Source organism: Paraburkholderia metrosideri, from assembly GCF_904848625.1.
GTDB classification, from domain to species: Bacteria; Pseudomonadota; Gammaproteobacteria; order Burkholderiales; family Burkholderiaceae; genus Paraburkholderia; species Paraburkholderia metrosideri.
Genome location: NZ_CAJHCP010000015.1, coordinates 113,354 through 134,351, shown reverse-complemented (window position 1 = coordinate 134,351; position 20,998 = coordinate 113,354). Strand labels below are relative to the sequence as shown.

The following is a 20,998-nucleotide window of genomic DNA, read 5'->3' as shown; positions in this document are numbered from 1 at the left end:
GTGAAGCTAGAACTTATGCCGTATCGCCGCTCGAACCACGACCTGCCTGGAGGTCGACGAAGGCGCCTGAGTGCCGGGTGTAAAAGCATCGTCAAGAATCGAATAGGTCGGGTCGCCCGTCACCTGCTGATATTCGCCCTGAAGATAAACGTCAGTGCGCTTCGACAGGTTGTAATCGGCCATCAGGCCGAACGAGTGAATGTGCGGTTTGACGCCGCCGGTCGAGGCGTCGTAGGTTTCCATCGTGTACACGTATTGCGCGCCGACGAAAAACATCGGCGAAATCTGGTACTTGCCGTTCACCTCGAAGTTCTGATACTTCAGCGAATTCAGCAGAACACCGGGAGGCACGAGCGGCGTGATGCCAAGATAGCCGTTGGCGGTCGGGTCCAGATAGTTCGAATTGCTATAAACAAACCCCGCCGTGGCGGGACCAAACGTGTAGGTAATGCCGCCGCCGAACACCCGCATGCGCGCGGCGACAAAATTGGCATCGTTGCCCGCAATCGCCCCATTTGCACCGTAGCCAGGATTGTCGGCCTGCAGATACGCCGCAGCCACCAGCAAGCCGCTATACGCATACTGGCCGCCGAAACTATACGCGCGATTGTTCGCGAAGCCGACGTCGTTGCTGAAGCTATAGGTGCCGCCAAACTGGAACCCAGCAAGCGAAGGGCTCGTGTATTTGACTGTGTTGTCGAGACGAAAAGAGTTGTCGGTGTTGTCGTTGTCGTACGGATGCGAGAACAGTTGGCCGGCCCAGTTGCCGTTGGCCGTGGTCTGGGCCAGATAGTCGACCAGCGAGTCATACTGGCGGCCGAACGTCAACGTGCCGTACGGGTCCGAACTGAGTCCCACGAAAGCCTGGCGGCCGAACATCCGGCCGCCTTGTCCAAGTTGCCCGGAACTCAGATCAAAACCGTTTTCGAGTTGGAAGATCGCCTTCAGCCCACCGCCCAATTCCTCCGAGCCTTGCAGGCCCCAGCGGCTGCCTTGCGCAAAACCGCTCGCCAGTTCGTAGACATGGCCACGGCCAACGTTATTCGTGTAGTTGATGCCTTCGTCGATCACGCCGTACAGGGTAACGCTCGTCTGCGCCGACGCGGGCGAAGCAAAGGTGACAACGAAAGTGACAGACAAAGCGGCGGAGACAGCCAGCGCGAACACTTGCTTGTTCATGAAGATCTCCCTGCACTCGAGTAATGGGACAACTCGATCCGGCCGCTCGTTGTTCTCGATGCTTTGCTGGCGCTTTGACAGGCTGCTTTCTTGCGCGCCGCGCTGTTCAGAAATCCTCACACGCCGTTAGCTGGCCGTCCATTGGGGGACGCTTTGATCTTTTAAAATGTTGCTAATTCTCCACTGCGAGCGCCTGCCTCTTCTGTGACGGCGCGTGTTCAGGTAAGCGGCAATTCGCCCGCCGGGATTCGAACCTGGAGACGGCTTGCCATCTGGGCGGCCTGCGCGATCCACGCGGGGTTTGTCACAGGAAGAAATATAATCCACGGCTTTTGCGGCAGCGCAGCGGAACTTCGCGTTGCCCTACGGGTCATTTTTACCGTCCCCTGACACTGAGCCTTTAAAGCCGGTCGAACGCGGCAACGCGGATCGTGAATCCGCCGCAGCACCCAATCCCATTCCTAAAAAGCCTTGTGAGACGCCTGCCGCGCTGAATCAGCGCGCCGTCGCACGGGGCTGCTTTTGGCGCAACCAATGCAACAATCCTCATCCCGGCTGATCGAACTGGACTTTTTCCGTGGACTGGTCCTCCTGATCATCGTCGTCGACCACATCGGCGGAAGCATTCTGTCGCGCATCACGCTGCACGCTTATGCGCTGTGCGATGCCGCCGAAGTCTTCGTATTCCTGGGCGGCTTCGCGACGGCCACCGCCTACGCCGCGCTCGCCGAGCGGCGCAACGAGACGATCGCGCGCAGCCGTTTTCTACGGCGCTCGCTGGAAATCTATCGTGCGTTCCTCGTCACTGCCGGGTTGATGCTGCTGGTTAGTGCGCTGCTGAGCGCACTCAGCATTGACGGGCCCAATCTCGCGACCACCGACCTCGACGACCTGATGGATGCCCCGCTGGCGGCGCTCGGCGACATTCTGCTGTTCCGTCGCCAGCCCTATCTGGCCTCCGTGTTGCCGATGTATGCATTCTTCGCGCTGCTGGTGCCGATGATCCTGCCGCTCGCGCGCAGCAAGCCGTGGCTGCTGCTGGCCGGCAGCATCGCGTTGTGGGCCGGTGCGCCGGCAATCAACGGCTATCTGCCTGCCGCACCCGATATGCATTGGGATTTCAACCCGTTCGCCTGGCAACTGCTGTTCGTGCTCGGCGTGCTGGCGCGTTGTCAGCCGGTCTATCAGCGGATCAGCGCGCACCGGCTGGGGGGAATCGTCAGCGTGATAGCGTTCGCCATCGTGATCGCCGCGGCGTACTACAAGCTCTTTCTTGCGCATGAGCCGCTCAATGGCAGCCTCAAACAGAATCTGTCCTACTTGCGGGCCGGCAACTTCCTCGCCATTGCATGGCTGGTCGCGAATCTGATCCAGCTTGGCTGGGCGAGGAAGCTGGCGCAATGGCTACCGTGGGTCGGCGTAATCGGCCGCAAAGGGTTGTTGTGCTTTATCGCCGGCGCGGTGATCTCGCTCGTGATCGATTCGCTGCTCTATGCCGCGACGGACGGTTATCTGAACTATCCGCTCGGGCTGCTCGCGGATGCGATTGCTGTGGGCGGGTTGTTCGCTGTCGCGCTGGGCGCGGAGCCGTTGAAGCGCCTGGTTGGCCGCTTTGCAGGTACGCGGCTCGGCACATCGGCCTAGCGGTTTGGGCCCTCGGCCCGGGCTTCATGCCCGGGCGTGAAGCTTCGCCCCAACCCTTCAACCCTCAAATTCGACGCCCCCCGCGGAATCCACGCCTCTCATCTCAAATTCCCCTCCGGGGCTGATAGCATGACGACCGCGCGAACTCCGCGCCGGCCTCTCACACTGACATGCGTCCACTCCTATCCCTCGCACTCGTTTCGCTCTGCACCGTAGCGGCGGCCAACACGTCCGCGCTGGCCAGCACCGTTACCAGCCGCAGCTTCCATTCCGACGCGCTTGGTCGTGACTGGTCCTACACGGTCTATCTGCCGACCGGCTATCGCCACGACGCCCCCCGCCTCCCCGTGCTCTACCTGCTGCACGGCAACAACGGCGATGCCAACGACTGGCTCACGCAAGGCCATCTGCAAAGCGCCGCCGACGCGCTGATCGAGCACAAGGAGATGCCTCCCGTCGTGATCGTGATGCCGCAAGGCGGTACGGACTGGTATGTCGACCGGAAGGAAAAGATGGAAACCGCGTTCTTCGACGATCTGCTGCCCGAGATCGAAACGCACTATGCGGTGTCGACACAGCGCAGCGGAAGGATGATCGGCGGCGTGTCGATGGGCGGCTTCGGCGCATTGCGTTACGCAATGACGCAGCCGGAACTCTTCTGCGGCGCGATGCTGCTGAGTCCGGCGATTTACGCGAACGAGCCGCCGCGTACCTCGGCCGCACGGCGCGTGGGTGTGTTCGGCGATCACCAGTTCGACCCGCGCGTCTGGCACGAGCTGAACTATCCGGCGCAGTGGGATCGCTATATGAGCCGGCCGTATCGCCTGCCGATGTTCATCGCAGCCGGTGACGACGACCTCGACATCCAGGCCGACGCGTCGCTGCTGTACACGCGTCTGCGGCAGGCAGGAAATCCGGCGGCGCTGCGCATCATCGACGGTGCCCATACCTGGGATGTCTGGAGCGCACTGCTGCCCGCCGCGCTGAAATATACGCTCGGATGCGTGAAGGCTCAGGCGCCGTCGCAGACTCCTGCTGGACCGGCGCAGGAACATCCATCGTTTCAGCGTCCTTGAGCGCCTCTCATGCGCAGGTGTGGCCACCTCTGCCCCGCTACTTCACGAGGTCGGTCCACAGAACCATCAGCACGGTCATCAGTGCGGGGCCGATGAAAATCCCGAGCAGGCCAAATGTTTCCGCTCCGCCGAGAATGCCGAACAGCACCAGCAGGAACGGCAGGCGCGTCGAGTTGCCGATCAGCACCGGCCGCACGAAGTGTTCGGCGACGAACACGACGACGGAGCCGAACACCGCCAGACCGATCGCCGCCGCCACCGAGCCCTGCGCGACCAGCCACAAAGCGGCCAGACCGAAGGTAATCGGCGCACAGAACGGCAGCATCGCGGCGATCGCGGTGATGAACCCAAGCAGCGCGACATGCGGCAGACCGGTCACGAAGTAGGCAACGCCCATCAACGCGCCCTCGCCGAGCCCGACCACCACCAACCCCGACACGGTGCCACGCACCGCCGCCGCCATCCGTTGAAGCAGCCCGGCGGCGTCATCACCGAAACCCTTGCGCATCGCCTTCAGCAACGAGCCGGACAAACGCGGCCCCGCCTGAAAAATCACGAACAGCGTGACCAGCATGAACGCGAATACCACCACCGCATGCACGGCGCGTGCGCCGAAGTGACGGCCGAGCGTGATCACCGTGGTGCTGTGCAGCCCTTTCATCGCGGCCGAACCGCGTAAAGGCTGAGCGAGATTGGCCTGCCACCAGTTTGAAATCTGCTGAACCCCAAACGGCAGACGGTCGATGAAGGCCGGCAGCGCAATACCGTTTTCCTGCACATACTTGAACCACTCATTCAGGTCGTGCGCCTCGCGCAGCGCCTGGGCGATGACGATCCCGACCGGCAGCACCACCAGCAGCGCAATCGCGAGCGTGAGGACTACCGCGATCAGGGTCGTGCGCCCGGTGAACCAGCGGTTGCCCTCGACCTTGCGCAATAGCGGCCACAGCGCGATCGCCACGACACCGGCCCACGCGACCACCGCGATGAAATCGCGCACGACCCACAGCGCCAGCAACACCAGCCCCACGTACAGCGCGAGCGACGCAGCCTTCTGCTTTTTCCGACGATCCGGCATGGCCGGCGTGGCCGTCGCTTCAGGAGGTGCAGCGGGTGGGCGTGAAATCATGGGAACTCATCAAATTAGGGTATGTGTGCGAGCCGACCGGAAAAAATCAAAACCGCTACACTTGCAGCGCACGGTCGCTCATCGATAACCACATCTTAAAGGACGCGCCGGAGCCCTTTCCAGGCGGCACTTTCGTCGCGCTACGCACAACACAGCGTTGCAAAAATCCACGTTATTAAAAATTTACATACAAACCGGCCTGCAAAGCCCGCCATTGCAGTAGACCGCATTTGTCAAGTGGGATTGTTGCTATTTCGAGAACAGTGTTTCAACTGCTGCACAATGGCTATCCGGCGCGCGCGGGACTACATTCGGCAAACCACAATACGGAGCCGATGATGATGACCTTAGAGTCCATCCCCCTTGACGGTACCAATGGCGTACGCATCGAGATTCTCGAGCGCTCCGACACAACGCTGGTGATCCGCTGGGTTGAACCGGGACGATGTCATTACGGGGAGCAGCGTTGGCGTCGCCGGTCCGCGCATACGTCAGGGACCTGCGCCGTATCGCGCCGCAAGATCCGTCGCGGCGATGCGGTGTTCAAGCCGGCTGAACGGCCGGCACCGTCGAATGCATCCGCAATGATCTGCGCCGAGATTCTCGGCGCGCTGGCTGAAGCCTGACGGTTTATCTGACGCGTTGGGTTCTGCTTTAACCGTTTAACCTCAGTCTGAATCCTTTGCCTGCGCCGCACCGTTAGTACGTGCGGGCGCTCGTGTCTGTTGCTGCCAGCCTGTCTGTGATCGCCGTCCCGCCATGTCTGGCGAATCGGCGGGCGCGGGCGCCTGCTCACCGGCGGAGCCACGCCCGGCCACACATCCAAACCCTCCAATTGCGGCCCTTCTCCACGTGCGTTAAGGTGGACCTCATTGCGCCAGGTCAGCCGCCGGTTCAACGCGCGGCGTTACGGTGACCGGCATCCACCAACGCGCCGTATCGCTGCGGCGCTGTTTGAGGGCCTACCATGGCAGAAGACACGCCGACCACCCGCGCCGTTAAAGCGCCAGTTGCCGCACCTCCCGCACCTCCCGCGCCGCTCGTCGCGCCGCAACAATTCTCCGTCGATGTGCTGCTGGAAAAATACGCGAAAGGCGCCGAGCAATCCGCCGACGACGTGTTCCAACGGGTCGCTCGCGGCGTCGCCCAGGCCGAGCCGCCAGCGCTGCGTGAATCGGTAGAAGCGCGGTTTGTCGACAACCTGCGGCACGGTGCGCTCGGCGCCGGGCGCATCATGAGCGCAGCGGGCACCGGCATTGCCGCCACACTGATCAACTGCTTCGTGCAGCCGGTCGGCGATGCGATTCAGGGGGTCGACGAACAAGGCCTGCCCGGCATTTACGTCGCGCTGCTGCAAGCGGCCGAGACCATGCGGCGCGGCGGCGGCGTCGGCTACAACTTTTCTGCGATCCGGCCCAAAGGCGCGCGGGTTCACACCACTAGTTCGTCGGCTTCCGGGCCCTGCAGCTATATGGACGTATTCGACGCATCGTGCCGCACCGTCGAAAGCGCCGGCTCGCGGCGTGGCGCGCAGATGGCCGTGCTCGATTGCAATCACCCCGATCTGCTCGAGTTCATCGAGGCCAAGCATTCGAAGGGACGCTGGAACAATTTCAACGTGTCGGTTGGCGTCACCGACGAATTCATGCGCGCCGTCGACGAAAATCAGCCGTGGCAGTTAGTGCATCGCGGCGAGCCGTCGCCGGCCATGCGTTCAGCCGACGACGTGCGGCAACGCGAAGACGGCCTGTGGGTCTATAGCGAGCGCCCGGCGCGCGAGATCTGGGATCGCATCATGCGCTCCACCTACGATGTCGCCGAGCCCGGCATCGTGTTCATTTCGCGGATGAACGACGACAACAATCTGCGCGCGGTCGAGACGATCCGCGCGACCAACCCGTGCGGCGAGCAACCGCTGCCTGCGTACGGCTGCTGCAATCTCGGACCGTTGAACCTGACACGCTTCGTCATCGACCCCTTCGCGCAGGTCAAAGGCCATCAACCTTCGTTCGACTGGGACGGCCTCGCCGAACGCACACGCACGCAAGTGCGCTTTCTCGACAACGTGCTCGACGTCACGCTGTGGCCGTTGCCGCAGCAATACGACGAGTCGCGCGCGAAGCGGCGCATCGGCGTGGGCTTCACCGGACTTGGCGACACGCTCGTGATGCTCGGCTTGCGCTACAACTCGCAGGAAGGACGTGACTTCGCCGTGCGCATCGCGAAGCTGATGCGCGACGAAGCGTATCGCGCGTCGGTGGAATTGGCGAAAGAGCGCGGCGCGTTTCCGCTGTTCGACGCCGAGCGCTATCTCGAAGCGGGTACCTTCGCGTCGCGGCTGCCCGACGACATCAAGCAGGCCATTCGCCGCGACGGTATCCGCAACAGCCATCTTCTGTCGATTGCACCGACCGGCACCGTGAGCCTCGCGTTCGCGGACAACGCCTCGAACGGCATCGAGCCGGCCTTCTCGTGGACCTATACGCGCATGAAGGTGATGGCCGACGGCGGCCGCGAATCGTTCGATGTCGAAGACTACGCGTACCGTCTGTATCGCGAGCTTGGCGGCGACGTCGCGAATCTGCCTGACTATTTCATCAGCGCGCTGCAGATGTCGGCGCGCGACCATCTCGACATGATGGCGGCCGTGCAACCTTACGTGGATACGTCGATCTCGAAGACGGTGAACGTGCCCGCCGATTATCCGTTCGACGCGTTCGAAAGCCTCTACTTCGATGCGTGGAAAAATGGCCTCAAGGGACTTGCCACGTATCGCCCGAACGAAACGCTCGGCGCGGTACTCAGCGTGACTCCGCCGCCGCAAACCAGCGACGACACGCTCGCCGAGACCGATCTCGATCCGCTGCGTATTGCGATCGATCATCGGCCCAAAGGCGAGTTGCCAGCGATCATCGAGAAAGTCGAATATCTGACGCAGGCCGGCAAGAAGTCGCTCTATGTGGCGGTGTCGTTCATTGAAGTGACCGGACGCCTGGGCGGTGAAGACGTGACGATCGAGCGGCCTATCGAATTCTTTATTCCCACCGGTCAGCGCGACGAATCGCAGCAATGGATCACGGCAACCATGCGCTCGCTGTCGCTGGCCGCACGCGGTGGTTTTGTCGGGCGAAACCTGCAGGATATGCGCAAGGTGTCGTGGGACCGCGGACAGGTGAGACTGGGCGAAGTGCAACGTCTGGACGGTCATCGCACACCACGGTGGCACGATTCGGAAGTCGCCGCGCTTGCGTTTGCGATTCAGCAGATTCTGCATCGGCGCGGCTTTCTCGATGCCGAGGGTAATCAGCTGCCGTCGCGCGTGCTGGCGCGTCTGCCGCGCGGGCAGATGAAAGCGGAGACGGCGTTGCCGGCGGATTTCGGGATTCGTCCGCATCCGGCCGGGGCTGAATCTGGCCCGCCAACGCAGCCGGTTGCGGCCCAGGGCATACCTATGATGCTGGGCCGCAAATGCGGTTCGTGTGGCGCGAACGCTGTGATTCGCAAGGATGGGTGTGACTTCTGTACGGCGTGCGGAGAAGTCGGCGCATGCGGATAGCGCCAGAGATCTGACGGCCGGCCGCCGCCTCAACGCGGCGGACCCGCCACGCTCACTCCGCCGACGCTCCCGCATACTTCCTCTGCCCGCGCAAACGCTGCACGATCCGGCCAAACGCGCGCCACTGCTGCGCAATCAATCCGTCGCCATACGAGCGCGCTGAGCCATCCGGCACCGGCAACTGATCGCGAATGCCGGTCGGCTCGACCGCACGGTTCCACGATGCCGTGCGGAACATCATGTCCCACCACGGAAACAACACGCCGAAATTGCAGCCATACGCCGTACCTTCATGCCCGTATCCGATCGCATGATGACGGCGATGAAAAATCGGGCTGACGATCATCCGCTCCAGCAACCACCCGTACGGCAAACGCGCATTGACGTGCTGGATGCTCTGCATGAAATTGCTGACGGCGATCAGTACCACAAACTGGTTCGGCTGCACACCGATGAATAGCGAGATCGACGCAAAAAACGCAGCCTGAATGATGTCGTCGAGAAAGTGATTACGGTCATCGGCCCACAGCGACATCTGCTGCTGGCTGTGATGCACCGCGTGCAATTCCCACCACACGCCGAAGCGATGCTGCCAGCGGTGATACCAGTAACCGGCGAAATCGAGCAGCACCAGGTAGATCAGGAACGACACCACCGGCTGATCCGTTACGCCCGGCCAGAGGCCGTCGAGATCGATATTCGGTATTCCGTAGATCGCGATCAGACTCTGCCAGTGATCGAACAGCGGCTGCAGCATGAAGAAAAACGCAATGTTGATGATGCCGAGCTTCGCGATCCACGTATAGATCACATCCGCGCGCAACGCCTTGCGGTCCTGCCACTGCTCGATGGGCCGCAGCGCTTCGAGCGGTCGTAACGCGAGGTACGTTAAGCCGATTTCCAGCACGCCGACGATCACCCAGTACAACGCGTCATAGGTGTCTTCGTCGTAGCCCATCAGGCCAAAGCGATAGAAGAACGGTTGCACGACATCGACATATAACAGCGTCTGCAGCGCGGACACCATGTTGTCGAGTTGTGCGACGATTTCATGAAACATCAAAAGCCTCGTGTTTTACCGGTTCTGCACCTGCTTATCGAGCAGCGGCTTCAAGACAGCCTGCCTCTGCTGCATAAATCAGGTTAGTCAGGATTCGGCGACACTACCGGTGCACGGTTGTCGAAGAAAATACCGTGCGGCGAGCGGCCAACCGCAATCGTGTCGATCAGCTTGTGGGTGGTCATATCGATCACGCCGACGTGCCGCGCGAAGCGGAACCCGACCCATAGATAGTGCTTGTCCGGAGTCAGTTCCATATCGTCCGGTCCAGGCATCAGGCCGGTGATATCGCCGCTATTCGTGAGCGTCGTGTAGTCGATGATACTGATCGTGCTGTCCACGCGATTCGACACCACCACATGCTTGCCGTCGTCGAGATTGCGGAAGTTATGGGCGCCGCGGCCGGTATGGATTTTCTTGACGATCTGCTGCTTGCGCCAGTCCACCACGGTGACATCGTCTTCGCCGGTCATGCCCACCAGCAGGTAACGGTCGCCAGGCGTCATCCACAGACCGGCGGGTTCCTTGCCGACGGGCATTTTCCACAGCACGGTCTGTGTCGGCAGATCGATCGCAGCGAGTTCGCCGGAATCCTGCAGCGTGACGAATACCGTGCGGTTATCGGAAGCAAACGTCATATGGCTCGGTGTCTTCGCCAGCCCGATATGTTTGGCCAGCGTCATATTCGCGCCGTCATAGCGGTAGATATCGACGCGGTCCATCCGCAGCGCGGCCGTCACGAACCACTTGTGATCGGGAGAAAAGCCCAGTTGATACGGGTCCTCGATATCCTGCACGGTGCGTTGCACCTTGCCGCTGTGCGGGTCGACGAACATCAGATTGTTCGACACCGAATCGGCGACGATCAGCGAATTGCCGTCAGGCGTGATCATCAGGTGATGCGGCTCCTTGCCGGTCGGCTCGGTGCCGACAACCTTGTGCGTGACGGGATCGATCAACGTGAGTTGCGCCTCGCCGGAATCGAGCACGATCACCCGGTCGGCGGCATACGCGCTATTCGTGATGGCCAGCATGCCGCACAACGATGCGGCGAGCGCTCCGATCCGTTTAATGGAAACGATAGAAAATGGCATGGGGATCGTGTTCACGCGGAAGAAAACTGAATTGAAATGTAATGAAGATGTCGGGAATTCGTCGGATATCCGACATTGTCGAGTCGGTCACTCTCTCTAACGTTCGTACCGGCGTTACCGATGACAAAAAATATGAGCCGGAGAGAGAAATTACCGCGACAGATTTGCAGTCAGGCTAGCCGTGTTTCCGTGCCCGAAAGATACGCAGACACCCGCTGGTTGCATGGGTCCGCGAAGGCCGGCACTCAATATACCGAGGCCGGCTTACAGAAAGCGTAACGGTCTGAAATCTGCGCCAAGAATTCGCAGGAGCGGGTGTCGCGACAGCGATAGATGAAGAGGATATTTGTCCGTCTCGTGAGACGATTGGCGCCGCGATATTCCGCCACGCCGATCGGGCCAGGTTGCGTGCGCTTTAGTTAGGCATACCGATCTATCCGGCGAAATGAAGTGGATCAACGATCCACCTCAAACCCGATATCGTCGCGTCAAATTGGTGTCAACACTGGCTCGCCGGCAAAATGCCGCCTCGCGTTATTCAGAAAGTTATCGACCGATGCCGCGATCGCTTCCGGCGAACGCCCTGCCAGATGCGGCGTCAGCACGACATTGCGCAACGCGAGCAACGCCTGTGGCGGATTGGGCTCGCCCTCATAGACATCGAGACCTGCGCCTGCAATGGTTCCGCTGGTCAGCGCTTTAGCAAGCGCGGCGGTATCCACCACACTGCCCCGCGATACGTTGACGAGAAACCCCTGCGGGCCCAAAGCCTCCAGCACTTTCCCATCGATCAGATGTTGAGTGCCCGCGCCGCCCGGCGTCGCCACCACCAGAAAATCGCTCCACTGCGCGAGCGCTGTCACGTTGTCGAAGTAACGCAGCGACGAGCCTTCACGCGGCTTGCGGTTGTGATAGCCAACCTCCATGTCGAATCCGGCTCCACGACGCGCCACTTTCTCGCCGATGTTGCCCAGCCCGACAATGCCGAGACGCTTATGGGAAATGGCCGGGCGCAACGGCAGATCGTCGCGCCAAACGCCATCGCGCGTGGCCTGGTCGAGATAAGGCATGTCGCGCACGACCGCGAGCAGCAACGCGAACGCGTGATCGGCGACGCAATTGTCGTTGGTACCCGCACCGTTGATGAGCACGATGCCGCGCGCGCGGGCATGGTCGAGCGGAAGATTTTCGTAGCCGGCGCCGATCGCGCTGAGCAGTTCGACGTGGGGCAACTGGTCGATGTCGGCGGCACTCACACCGGTTCCGCCGTTAGTCAGCACCGCGCGGATGCTGTCGCCGTGTTCGGCAAGCGCGGCGGCTCGCTGGGCTGCATCGGGGGCATAGATGACGTCGAAGTCCGCGCCGATTTTGGCGAGGCTTGCGTCGTTCAGGTGGATCAGGACCAGCAGGGATGGCTTCATAACGGCGCTTTTTCTTGACTGCGTTGATGGACTAAATCGTTAATGGCCGAGTTTAACAAGGCTCGGAAAGGCTCGCTGGCGCGTGGGGAGCGGGCCACGACGGGTCGTCCGGTTCGGCGAAGGTGGCTTTAAAGCGCCGTCGGCGTGGCCTTTAAAATCACTTATTTTCAGCCGCATCGCGGCCCGACCTCAAATCCGTTGAAATGCGGCCGTTATCCTGTTGAAAGAGTTCGTGCAAATGATGTACCGCTCGCCTTTGTTTTCAGCCAACGCCCAAGCCGCCTTAGAATAGCTGCAATTCCGCTTACGAGAACCTCATGCTGGATATCCTTGCACGCGGCTCCGCGCCCGCGAATGACGCCCCGAAAGAAGCCTCCTCGGCGGACGACTCCGAGATGTTCGCACTCGCGCCGGTCTCGCTCTGGCTCGAAGATTTCAGCGGTGTGCGCGCGCTGTTCGAGGGCTGGAGGGCCGACGGCGTCACCGATCTGCGCGCCCATTTCGCCGCCGACCCGGGCCGCGTCGCCGAGTGTGCGCATAGCATCCGCGTGATCAAGGTCAACCAGAAAACCCTGACGCAGTTCGAAGCCGCCGATTTCGACGCGTTGACCAGCAATCTCGCCTCGGTATTCCGCGACGACATGCTTCAAACCCACCTCGAAGAGTTATGCCAGTTGTGGGAAGGCAAATCGCAGTTCACGAGCCACACGGTCAACTACACACTGGGCGGGCGGCGCCTCGATGTGCTGCTCAAGGGCGTGGTGCTGCCTGGCCACGAAGCAAGCTGGGACCGCGTGCTGGTATCGGTTGAAGACATTACGGAACTGGAAGGCGCGCGCCACCGCGTGACGCTGGCCGAACAGTACGTCCGCGGCCTGTTCGAGCATTCGCCGGTATCGCTGTGGGTCGAGGATTTCAGCGCGGTCAAACGTCTGCTCGACGATGCGCGAGCGGCAGGCATCAATGATTTCCGCGTGTTCACCGACGTGCACCCCGAGTTTGTCGAACGCTGCATGCAGGAGATTCACGTGCTCGACGTGAACCAGCACACGCTCGACATGTTCGCCGCCAAAGACAAGAAAACACTGCTGGCACACCTGCCGAGCGTATTTCGCGACGACATGCGCCCGCATTTTCGCGAGCAGTTGATCGACCTGTGGGACAACAAGCTGTTCCAGCAGCGCGAGGTGCTCAACTATTCGCTCGATGGCAACGAGGTCCACGTCCATCTGCAATTCTCGGTGCTGCCGGGGCATGAACAGAGTTGGGACCTGGTGCTGGTGGCGCTCACCGACATCACCGCGCGCAAGAAAGCCGAAGCGTACCTGGAATTCCTCGGCAAGCACGACGTGCTGACCAAGCTGCGCAACCGGTCGTTCTACGTCGATGAGTTGAACCGGCTCGAACGCAAAGGTCCGTGGCCGGTGACGATCATCATGGCCGATCTGAACGGCCTGAAGCGCGTGAACGACCAGCTTGGCCACGCGGCAGGCGACGCGCTGTTACGGCGCGCCGGCGAAGTACTCGCGAAGGCGATGGAAACGCCGTTCCACGCAGCGCGCATCGGCGGAGACGAATTTGCGATCCTGATGCCGGACACCGACGAGCGCGGCGGCGCCGCGATGATCGACTCGATCCGTCAACTGGTGGAGATGAACAACCAGTTTTATCCGGGTTCGCCGCTGAGCTTCTCGATGGGTGCGGCGACCTGTCAGCGCGGCGATCGGCTCGAAGCGGGCGTGCAGCGCGCCGACCTGCTGATGTACGAAGAGAAACGCACGCACTACGCGAATCAGCCATCCGCCAACGCGGCGGACAGCGGGAAGTAGAAGCCGCGCTGAATGCGAAGCCGGTCGCTCAACCCGGCAATTTCGCCGCCAGCAGGTCGACCTTCTGAATGCTCGGTGGCGTAGCGAGCAGCTCGCCGGCCTTTGCCATCAATGCGGCAGCGACCTTGCCGTTCAGATGCGCGTCGCGGCCGGCTTCGTCGGCAAACGCGTCAAAAATGCCGAACGTTGAAGGCCCAATCTTCAACGCGAACCACGCGGTCGTCGCGGGCTCCGCTTCGACGAGCGGCAAGCCGCTGAGCAGAAAAGCCTCGACCTCGCTTTCCTTGCCCGGCTTCGCTTCGAGATGCACATACAGCGCGAGTTTGACCATGACACGACTCCTGGTGTGAGACGACGACGATGGGGTCGCTTTGCGGGCGCTTTTGCTGATTCTGATGGCGCACGCAAAGCGGGATAAAACAGTGGCGCGGTTCTGCGATCAAAAAAGTATAGGCGCGCGCGCGGCGCACCTCACGCTGCAACCTGCGTAAAACTTCTCCTCTTACCATCGCAGAATTTGCGCGAACGCAAGGTCCGGCGCGTGACCGATGCAGGCGGTGGACACGAGTCCGCTATACTCGCCGGCCCTGAATCTACCCGCAGGCCGCGCTGGCCCTAACGATCATGTCGACGATTCCCGCCTGCCCGCAATGCGCAATGGACAATACCTATCCGGATGGCGAGCACTACGTGTGCCCGGATTGTGCGCATGAATGGCCGATGAACGCCCCACTTTCCGCCGACGACAGCGATGAGCGCATCGTCCGGGACGCGAACGGCAACCCGCTCGCCGACGGCGATACCGTCGTGCTGATCAAGGACCTGAAAGTGAAAGGCTCATCGATCGCGCTGAAAATGGGCACGAAAGTGAAGAGCATTCGCCTGAGCGGCGGCGATCACGAAGTGGACTGCAAGATGGACGCGGGCAGCTTCATGCTGAAGGCCGCGTATCTGAAGAAGATCTGATGATAGGGAGTCGCGCGGATTCCGCGTGCAGCGCACGCCGTCTCTTATCCGCGCTGTTCCCCAGCCGCTTTCAAACCGCCGTCACATACCGCACAACTGGCTTGACCACGCGCGGCGGCGGCGCATCGTAGACGGTGCGCATGCGTTTGACTTCGTCCACCGGACTCAGGCCGAACAGACGCTTGAACTCGCGGCTGAATTGCGACGCGCTTTCATAGCCGACCCGCGCCGCGGCCGCGCCCGCATTCAACCCATCCTGCACCATCAGCAAGCGCGCGTGATGCAGCCGCGTAGTCTTCACGTATTGCATCGGCGAAGTTGCGGTCACTGCCTTGAACTGCGCGTGGAACACGGCGAGGCTCATGCCGGCTTCAGACGCAAGCGTATCGACGTCGAGTTGCCCGTGATAGTCGGCGTGAATGCGACGTAGCGCTTTCGCAATACGACCAAAATGATTCTGATGCGTGAGCGCTGCGCGAATTGCGTCACCCTGCTCGCCGGTCAACACGCGATAACAGATTTCCCGCACCACGCCCGGCGCCAGAATGCGTGCGTCGAGTGGCGACGCCAGCGCTTCCATCAGACGCTGTACGGCACTGCTCAGCGCCGGGTCGAGCGGCGTCGAATAGATGCCGACCGGCTCGTTCTGCGTCGCGCCCTGCGATTCGTTTAACGCCATCAGCAACTCAGCCACCATCGTCAGATCGACGCGCACTGAAATAGCCAGAAACGGTTCTTCCGCGCTCGCCTCGGTCTCGCATTCGAACGGCAGCGGCACCGACAGCACGAGATATTGTTGCGCGTCATACTGAAACACCTGATCGCCGAGAAAACCACGCTTGCGGCCCTGGCAGACAATCACGATGCTCGGCTCGTACATCACCGGCATGCGTGGCATGGGCGCATTGGCGCGCATCAGGCTGACGCCTTCCAGGCTCGACCGGGTAAAGCCCGGCGTAGGCGCGAGGAGGTCGAACAAATCGACCAGACGCTGCTGCGCGGAATCGGTATTGGCGGGTTCTACGGAATGAGTGGACATGACGATATAGTCACCAGCAAGAGAATAATGCTTGAAATTTAGCATCAAACAACCTACAGCGCTTCTCACCAGGAGTTTTAGGCAAATCTTCAAGACCTTCAGGTATTCCCGGGGTCGTGACCCGATCCTATTATGGGAACCCTGCCAGATCAATTTTTCCGCGCTGCGCTGGGCCCGGTTGTCAATTCACGCTTCGGCGAATTCGTCAGCCACCGTCGGCGCCGTGATCCTGGTTCATGTCAGGGCTGGCCGCATCGGCAACACGCGTTGTTTCATGTTGTGTTGTGTCGCGTTTAGACGATTGCCGGAACCTTGCACCCTCTTTATCTCTTTGCTGGAGCTACCCATGAGCACGACTTATGCCTATGCAGCGACCGACGCCACAGCGCCGCTCGCCCCGTTCGAAATCCAGCGTCGCGAACTACGCGCCCATGACGTGCAGATGGAAGTCCTGTTTTGCGGCGTGTGCCATTCCGACTTGCACCAGGCGCGCAATGAATGGAAGAACACGTCGTTTCCGGTGGTGCCGGGCCACGAGATTGTCGGCCGCGTGACCGCTGTCGGGCCGAACGTGACGAAGTACAAAGCAGGCGACGTGGTGGGTGTCGGCTGTCTGGTCGATTCGTGCCGTACGTGTGCGAGTTGCAAGGAAGATCTCGAACAGTATTGCGAGAACGGTTTTGTCGGCACGTATAACGGTGTCGACCGGGTTGATGGTCAGGTCACTTACGGCGGCTATTCCACGCAGCTCGTCGTCGACGAAGCATTCACGCTGCGCGTGCCGGAGAATCTCGACCCGGCGGGTGCTGCGCCGCTGTTGTGCGCGGGCATCACGACCTATTCGCCGCTGCGTACATGGGGTGCCGGTCCTGGCAAGAAAGTCGGGATTGTCGGTCTTGGCGGCCTCGGCCATATGGGCGTGAAGCTGGCTCGCGCAATGGGTGCACATGTCGTGCTGTTCACCACGTCGCCGTCGAAGATTGAAGATGCGAAGCGGCTTGGCGCGCATGAGGTGGTCATCTCGAAGAATGCTGAAGAGATGGAAGCGCATGCGAACAGTTTCGATCTGATCGTGAATACGGTGGCTGCGCAGCACGATCTGAATCCGTTTTTGCTGCTGCTCAAGCGAGATGGAACGATGACGCTGGTCGGCGCGCCTGAGCACGATCATCCGTCGCCGCAGGTTTTCAATCTGATTTTCAAGCGTCGCCGTCTGGCTGGCTCGTTGATTGGCGGAATTGCCGAGACGCAGGAAATGCTGGATTTCTGCGGGGAACATGGGATTACTTCGGATGTTGAGGTGATCCCTATGCAGGGGATTAATGAGGCTTATGAACGGATGCTGAAGAGTGATGTTAAGTATCGGTTTGTGATTGATCTGGATTCCTTGCGGAAGTGATTTAGGTTTGTTTGCCTGCGCGGCGGCGGGTTTTTGGTTTGCCGCTGCGTGGGGGCTGTTTTTTTCTTTGCTCTTTTTTTGTTTGTTTTTTTGGTGTGGTTTTTGGGTGTTGGCCTTTCCTTGTGATCACGGTGGTCTATTAGCACTGCCCCTGTGCGGGGCGGCACTCACTTTCTTTGCCGCCGCAAAGAAAGTAAGCAAAGAAAGCGGGCTTCAAACCGCTAGCTCACAAGCGGGGCCCCCGGCTTGGAGGGGGTAGCGGTACATCTGGAATCAGTGCATTCGCACATTCCGCATTAGTGACAAAGCCATCATTCGCTCCCACTCCGCACTGCGTGCGTCGCAGACGGGTCTGCGAGGGAAACCATCAGCGTTTCTCCCGCAGGGGAGCCGTTGGCTTCGCCTTCTAAAACCGAGAAAAACAAAGACGTGTATGCGTGAAAAGAACCTAACCGGTTCTTCACGTCGGTATCGCTCACATTCAAAACCCGGGCACACCAACGCCCAATGAATAACGCATCGGCGCGCGCAGCGCCGCCGGAAGAATGACTGCCTTGTCACGAATGCGGAGTGTGCGGGAGCGCCGATTCCAGATGTACCACTACCCCCTCCAAGCCAGGGGACCCACTTCAAGGCTAGCGGTGTGAGCCCGCTTTCTTTGCTTACTTTCTTTGCGGCGGCAAAGAAAGTGAGTGCCGCCCCGCACAGGGGCAGTGCTAATAGACCACCGTGACCACAAGGAGAGGCCAACACCCAAAAACCACACCCCAAAAACAAACACCAACAAAGCAAACCCCAACAACCCGACAACGGAGCAACCCCATGCTCGACAGAATAACTGCCATGCGCACATTCATCCGAATCGTGGACACCAACAGCTTCACCCGCGCAGCGGAGTCACTCAACATCCCGCGAGCAACGGCAACCACCATCGTCCAGAACCTGGAAGCACTATTAGGCACCCCCCTGCTAGCCCGCACAACGCGGCGCCTGAGCGTCACCCCCGAAGGCGCGGCTTACTACGAGCGCTGTGCGCAAATCCTCGCCGACATCGACGAAATGGAAGCAAGCATCCGCCACGCAACGGATAACCTCACAGGCCGCCTGCGAATCGAAATGCCAGGCGCCGTCGCAAGCGCAATCGTCTTGCCAGCACTGGACGACTTCCACGCCCGTTACCCGAATCTCGATCTGGCAATCGGCATCAGCAACCGAACAGTTGATCTGATCTCCGAAGCAATCGACTGCAGCATCCAGCTCGGCGAATTGCCCGACTCAAACCTGGTCGCGCGACAACTCGGCACGCTCGAACACGTGACCTGTGCAAGCCCTGCCTATCTGGCGCGTCAAGGCACGCCCGCCGATATCGACGATCTGCGCGGACACGTCGCGGTCAATTGCATGTCGCCGCAAAATGGCCGTGAAGTCAATTTTGATTTCGAAGTGGACGGCGAAGCACAAAGCGTCAAGGTCAAAGGCTTCGTCAAGGTCAGCGACGAGCAGGCCTATCTCACCTGCGGATTGCAAGGCCTCGGCCTCATTCAACCTGCACGGATCGCCGCTCAGCCGTACCTCGACTCGGGATTGCTGCGCGAAGTCCTGCCGCAATGGAAACCCGTGCCGATGCCGGTGTCGGTGGCCTACGTAAAAAACCGCCGTGTGTCGCCTCGCGTGCGCGCTTTCGTCGACTGGCTCGTGGAACTGTTTGAAAAGACCGAGCACGTCGATCAGGATCTGACGCGCGTGCGTCAATTGTTGCGCGGCCTGCACCCCGCCTGACGCGGGGTGTAGGCAGGCTCGCGCTGCACGAAGCGGTCTGCCCGCTTCTTTTGTCACTCACATTTACTGCGACTCTTCCGCCCACACCGCATTCTTCTCGCGAGCCATCAGCGCCGTCGACGCCGCCGGCCCGAACGTCCCCGCCGTATAACCGCGTGGCCGCTCGCCCGACTTGGCCCAGCCTTCCAGAATCGGCTCGGCCCAAGCCCATGCGGCTTCCAGTTCGTCGCGCCGCATGAAGTGCGTAAGGCGTCCGCGAATCACATCGATCAGCAAACGCTCATACGCTTCCGCGCGACGCTCGGTGAACGCCTGCTGCAAATCCAGATTCAGACTGACCGGCAGCATATGCATGCCGCTGCCCGGCTCCTTCGCGAGCACCTGCAACTGAATCGATTCTTCCGGCTGCAACTGGATCACGAGCTTGTTGCCATAGTTGCGCCCACCGCTCGGAATGATCGAGAACGGCAACTCGGAGAATTCGATGACGATCTCCGACACCTTCTTCTGCATCCGCTTGCCGGTACGCAGGAAGAACGGCACGTTTGCCCAGCGCCAGTTGTTGATATGCGCGCGCAACGCAACAAAGGTTTCGGCGCGGCTGCCAGCCGGCACGTTCTCTTCTTCGAGATAGCCCTTTACTGCCTCGCCATCGACCGCGCCCGCGGTGTACTGGCCACGCACGGTATCGCGTGAGATATCTTCAGCCGTCATCGGACGCAGCGAGCGCAGCACCTTCAGCTTTTCATCGCGGACCGCATCCGGGTCGAGCGACACCGGCGGCTCCATTGCGACGATGCACAGCAGTTGCAGCAAGTGGTTCTGCACCATGTCGCGCAGCGCGCCGGTCTTGTCGTAGAAGCCCGCGCGGGTACCCACGCCGACCGTCTCCGCAACGGTGATCTGCACGCTCTTGATGTACGGCGCCTGCCACAGCGGCCCGAAAATCGGATTGCCGAAGCGCAGCACCATCAGGTTCTGCACGGTTTCCTTGCCGAGGTAGTGGTCGATCCGGTAGATCTGCGCTTCGCTGAAATGCTTGCCGACCGCCGTGTTGATTTCCTGTGCAGACGCCAGATCGTGGCCCAGCGGCTTTTCGAGCACGACGCGCGAATTGCCGTCGACCAACCCCGCCGACGAGAGGTTGTCGCAGATATTTGTGAACAGGTCCGGCGAGGTCGCCAGATAGAACACACGGCGCACGCCCTCGCGCGACGCTTCTTTCAGGCGGTGGTAGTCGTCGATCGAATCGACGTCCATTCGCACGTATTCGAACAACGCCATGAATTTGTCCCACGCGGCGGCATCGAACGCTTTCTTTTCGATGAAGGGCCTGGCCTTCAATTCCATGAATTCGTTGATGTATTCGTCACGCGACCAAGGCTTGCGGCCGATCGTGAGAATACGGGTATCCGGCGGCAGATTGCAGTGCAGATGCGCCATGTAGAGCGCGGGCAGCAGCTTGCGAAACGACAGGTCGCCGGTGCCGCCGAAAATGATCATGTCGAGCGGCAAGTCGGGAGTGGCAGAAGCGTGTTGGGTCGTCATAGCGCGGTCGCAGCGTCGTGATGGATAGGCGTCGGTCAAGGGGCAGAAAAAAGCTGGGGCGCATGGCGGCATTAAGCGACATAGGCACCGGCACTTTTTTCTGGCAAACGCCTATGGTGCAACTTTTTGAGATTGTTTGCACGGCAACATGTGCGTCAGGTTGGCGCAATTTGCCACTCTGACAGGCAGATGATTGTTTTTAAGGCGTTTTTATGACGCGGGGGCCGCGTATTGGAATCCGATAGCGTGCGCGCTCGACTCGAAGGACCCAGGCAATGC

General features: G+C 60.7%; 16 protein-coding genes. 8 read left to right on the top strand and 8 right to left on the bottom strand.

The features are described 5' to 3' along the window. Positions 1-6: 6 nt before the first annotated feature. Positions 7-1,179, bottom strand: coding sequence for a porin (locus tag LMG28727_RS28710; RefSeq protein ID WP_201645715.1), 1,173 nt, complete (start codon positions 1,177-1,179; stop codon positions 7-9). 534 nt (positions 1,180-1,713) lie between these two features. Here LMG28727_RS28710 and LMG28727_RS28705 point away from each other — a divergent pair. Then, complete coding sequence (locus tag LMG28727_RS28705) at positions 1,714-2,823, top strand: OpgC domain-containing protein (protein ID WP_201645714.1); 1,110 nt, start codon at positions 1,714-1,716, stop codon at positions 2,821-2,823. A gap of 170 nt (positions 2,824-2,993) precedes the next feature. Next, entirely contained in the window at positions 2,994-3,899 is a 906-nt protein-coding gene (locus tag LMG28727_RS28700; RefSeq protein ID WP_201645713.1) for an alpha/beta hydrolase, read from the top strand. A gap of 37 nt (positions 3,900-3,936) precedes the next feature. On the opposite strand, the gene LMG28727_RS28695 is transcribed toward LMG28727_RS28700, so the two are convergent. Further along, positions 3,937-5,028 (bottom strand): AI-2E family transporter, encoded by a 1,092-nt coding sequence (locus LMG28727_RS28695; RefSeq protein WP_201645712.1) that lies wholly within the window; start codon positions 5,026-5,028, stop codon positions 3,937-3,939. 341 nt (positions 5,029-5,369) lie between these two features. Here LMG28727_RS28695 and LMG28727_RS28690 point away from each other — a divergent pair, with 341 nt between their 5' ends. Then, on the top strand, positions 5,370-5,654 hold the full coding sequence (locus LMG28727_RS28690) for a DUF3331 domain-containing protein (protein ID WP_042328115.1): 285 nt from the start codon (positions 5,370-5,372) through the stop codon (positions 5,652-5,654). 341 nt (positions 5,655-5,995) lie between these two features. Next, on the top strand, positions 5,996-8,584 hold the full coding sequence (locus LMG28727_RS28685) for an adenosylcobalamin-dependent ribonucleoside-diphosphate reductase (RefSeq protein WP_201645711.1): 2,589 nt from the start codon (positions 5,996-5,998) through the stop codon (positions 8,582-8,584). A gap of 52 nt (positions 8,585-8,636) precedes the next feature. Here the strand turns inward: LMG28727_RS28685 and LMG28727_RS28680 are convergent, their stop codons facing one another. From LMG28727_RS28680 to LMG28727_RS28670, 3 genes are all read right to left on the bottom strand, one after another. After that, positions 8,637-9,644, bottom strand: coding sequence for a sterol desaturase family protein (locus tag LMG28727_RS28680; protein ID WP_201645710.1), 1,008 nt, complete (start codon positions 9,642-9,644; stop codon positions 8,637-8,639). Between the two features lie 83 nt (positions 9,645-9,727). Further along, positions 9,728-10,678, bottom strand: coding sequence for a YncE family protein (locus LMG28727_RS28675; RefSeq protein ID WP_236592456.1), 951 nt, complete (start codon positions 10,676-10,678; stop codon positions 9,728-9,730). A gap of 548 nt (positions 10,679-11,226) precedes the next feature. Next, positions 11,227-12,159, bottom strand: coding sequence for a 2-hydroxyacid dehydrogenase (locus LMG28727_RS28670; RefSeq protein WP_201645708.1), 933 nt, complete (start codon positions 12,157-12,159; stop codon positions 11,227-11,229). Positions 12,160-12,476: 317 nt separating this feature from the next. Here LMG28727_RS28670 and LMG28727_RS28665 point away from each other — a divergent pair, with 317 nt between their 5' ends. Beyond that, positions 12,477-13,988 (top strand): sensor domain-containing diguanylate cyclase, encoded by a 1,512-nt coding sequence (locus LMG28727_RS28665; protein WP_201645707.1) that lies wholly within the window; start codon positions 12,477-12,479, stop codon positions 13,986-13,988. Positions 13,989-14,016: 28 nt separating this feature from the next. Here LMG28727_RS28665 and LMG28727_RS28660 read toward each other — a convergent pair whose 3' ends face one another. Next, a complete protein-coding gene (locus LMG28727_RS28660) occupies positions 14,017-14,319 on the bottom strand; it encodes a putative quinol monooxygenase (RefSeq protein WP_201645706.1) in 303 nt (100 codons plus the stop codon). A gap of 293 nt (positions 14,320-14,612) precedes the next feature. Here LMG28727_RS28660 and LMG28727_RS28655 point away from each other — a divergent pair, with 293 nt between their 5' ends. Further along, positions 14,613-14,954 (top strand): zinc ribbon domain-containing protein YjdM, encoded by a 342-nt coding sequence (locus LMG28727_RS28655; RefSeq protein WP_201645705.1) that lies wholly within the window; start codon positions 14,613-14,615, stop codon positions 14,952-14,954. Between the two features lie 70 nt (positions 14,955-15,024). Here LMG28727_RS28655 and LMG28727_RS28650 read toward each other — a convergent pair whose 3' ends face one another. Beyond that, complete coding sequence (locus LMG28727_RS28650) at positions 15,025-15,993, bottom strand: AraC family transcriptional regulator (RefSeq protein WP_201645704.1); 969 nt, start codon at positions 15,991-15,993, stop codon at positions 15,025-15,027. A gap of 346 nt (positions 15,994-16,339) precedes the next feature. On the opposite strand from LMG28727_RS28650, the gene LMG28727_RS28645 reads away from it, so the two are divergent. Together LMG28727_RS28645 and LMG28727_RS28640 are read left to right on the top strand one after the other, a co-directional pair. Further along, on the top strand, positions 16,340-17,392 hold the full coding sequence (locus tag LMG28727_RS28645; RefSeq protein ID WP_201645703.1) for an NAD(P)-dependent alcohol dehydrogenase: 1,053 nt from the start codon (positions 16,340-16,342) through the stop codon (positions 17,390-17,392). An 822-nt stretch (positions 17,393-18,214) separates the two neighbouring features. Continuing rightward, positions 18,215-19,171 carry a LysR family transcriptional regulator gene (locus LMG28727_RS28640; protein WP_201645702.1) on the top strand — a complete coding sequence of 319 codons (957 nt, stop codon included), beginning with the start codon at positions 18,215-18,217 and terminating at the stop codon, positions 19,169-19,171. Positions 19,172-19,234: 63 nt separating this feature from the next. Here the strand turns inward: LMG28727_RS28640 and zwf are convergent, their stop codons facing one another. Then, entirely contained in the window at positions 19,235-20,719 is a 1,485-nt protein-coding gene (zwf, locus tag LMG28727_RS28635) for a glucose-6-phosphate dehydrogenase (RefSeq protein WP_201645701.1), read from the bottom strand. Positions 20,720-20,998: the final 279 nt, after the last annotated feature.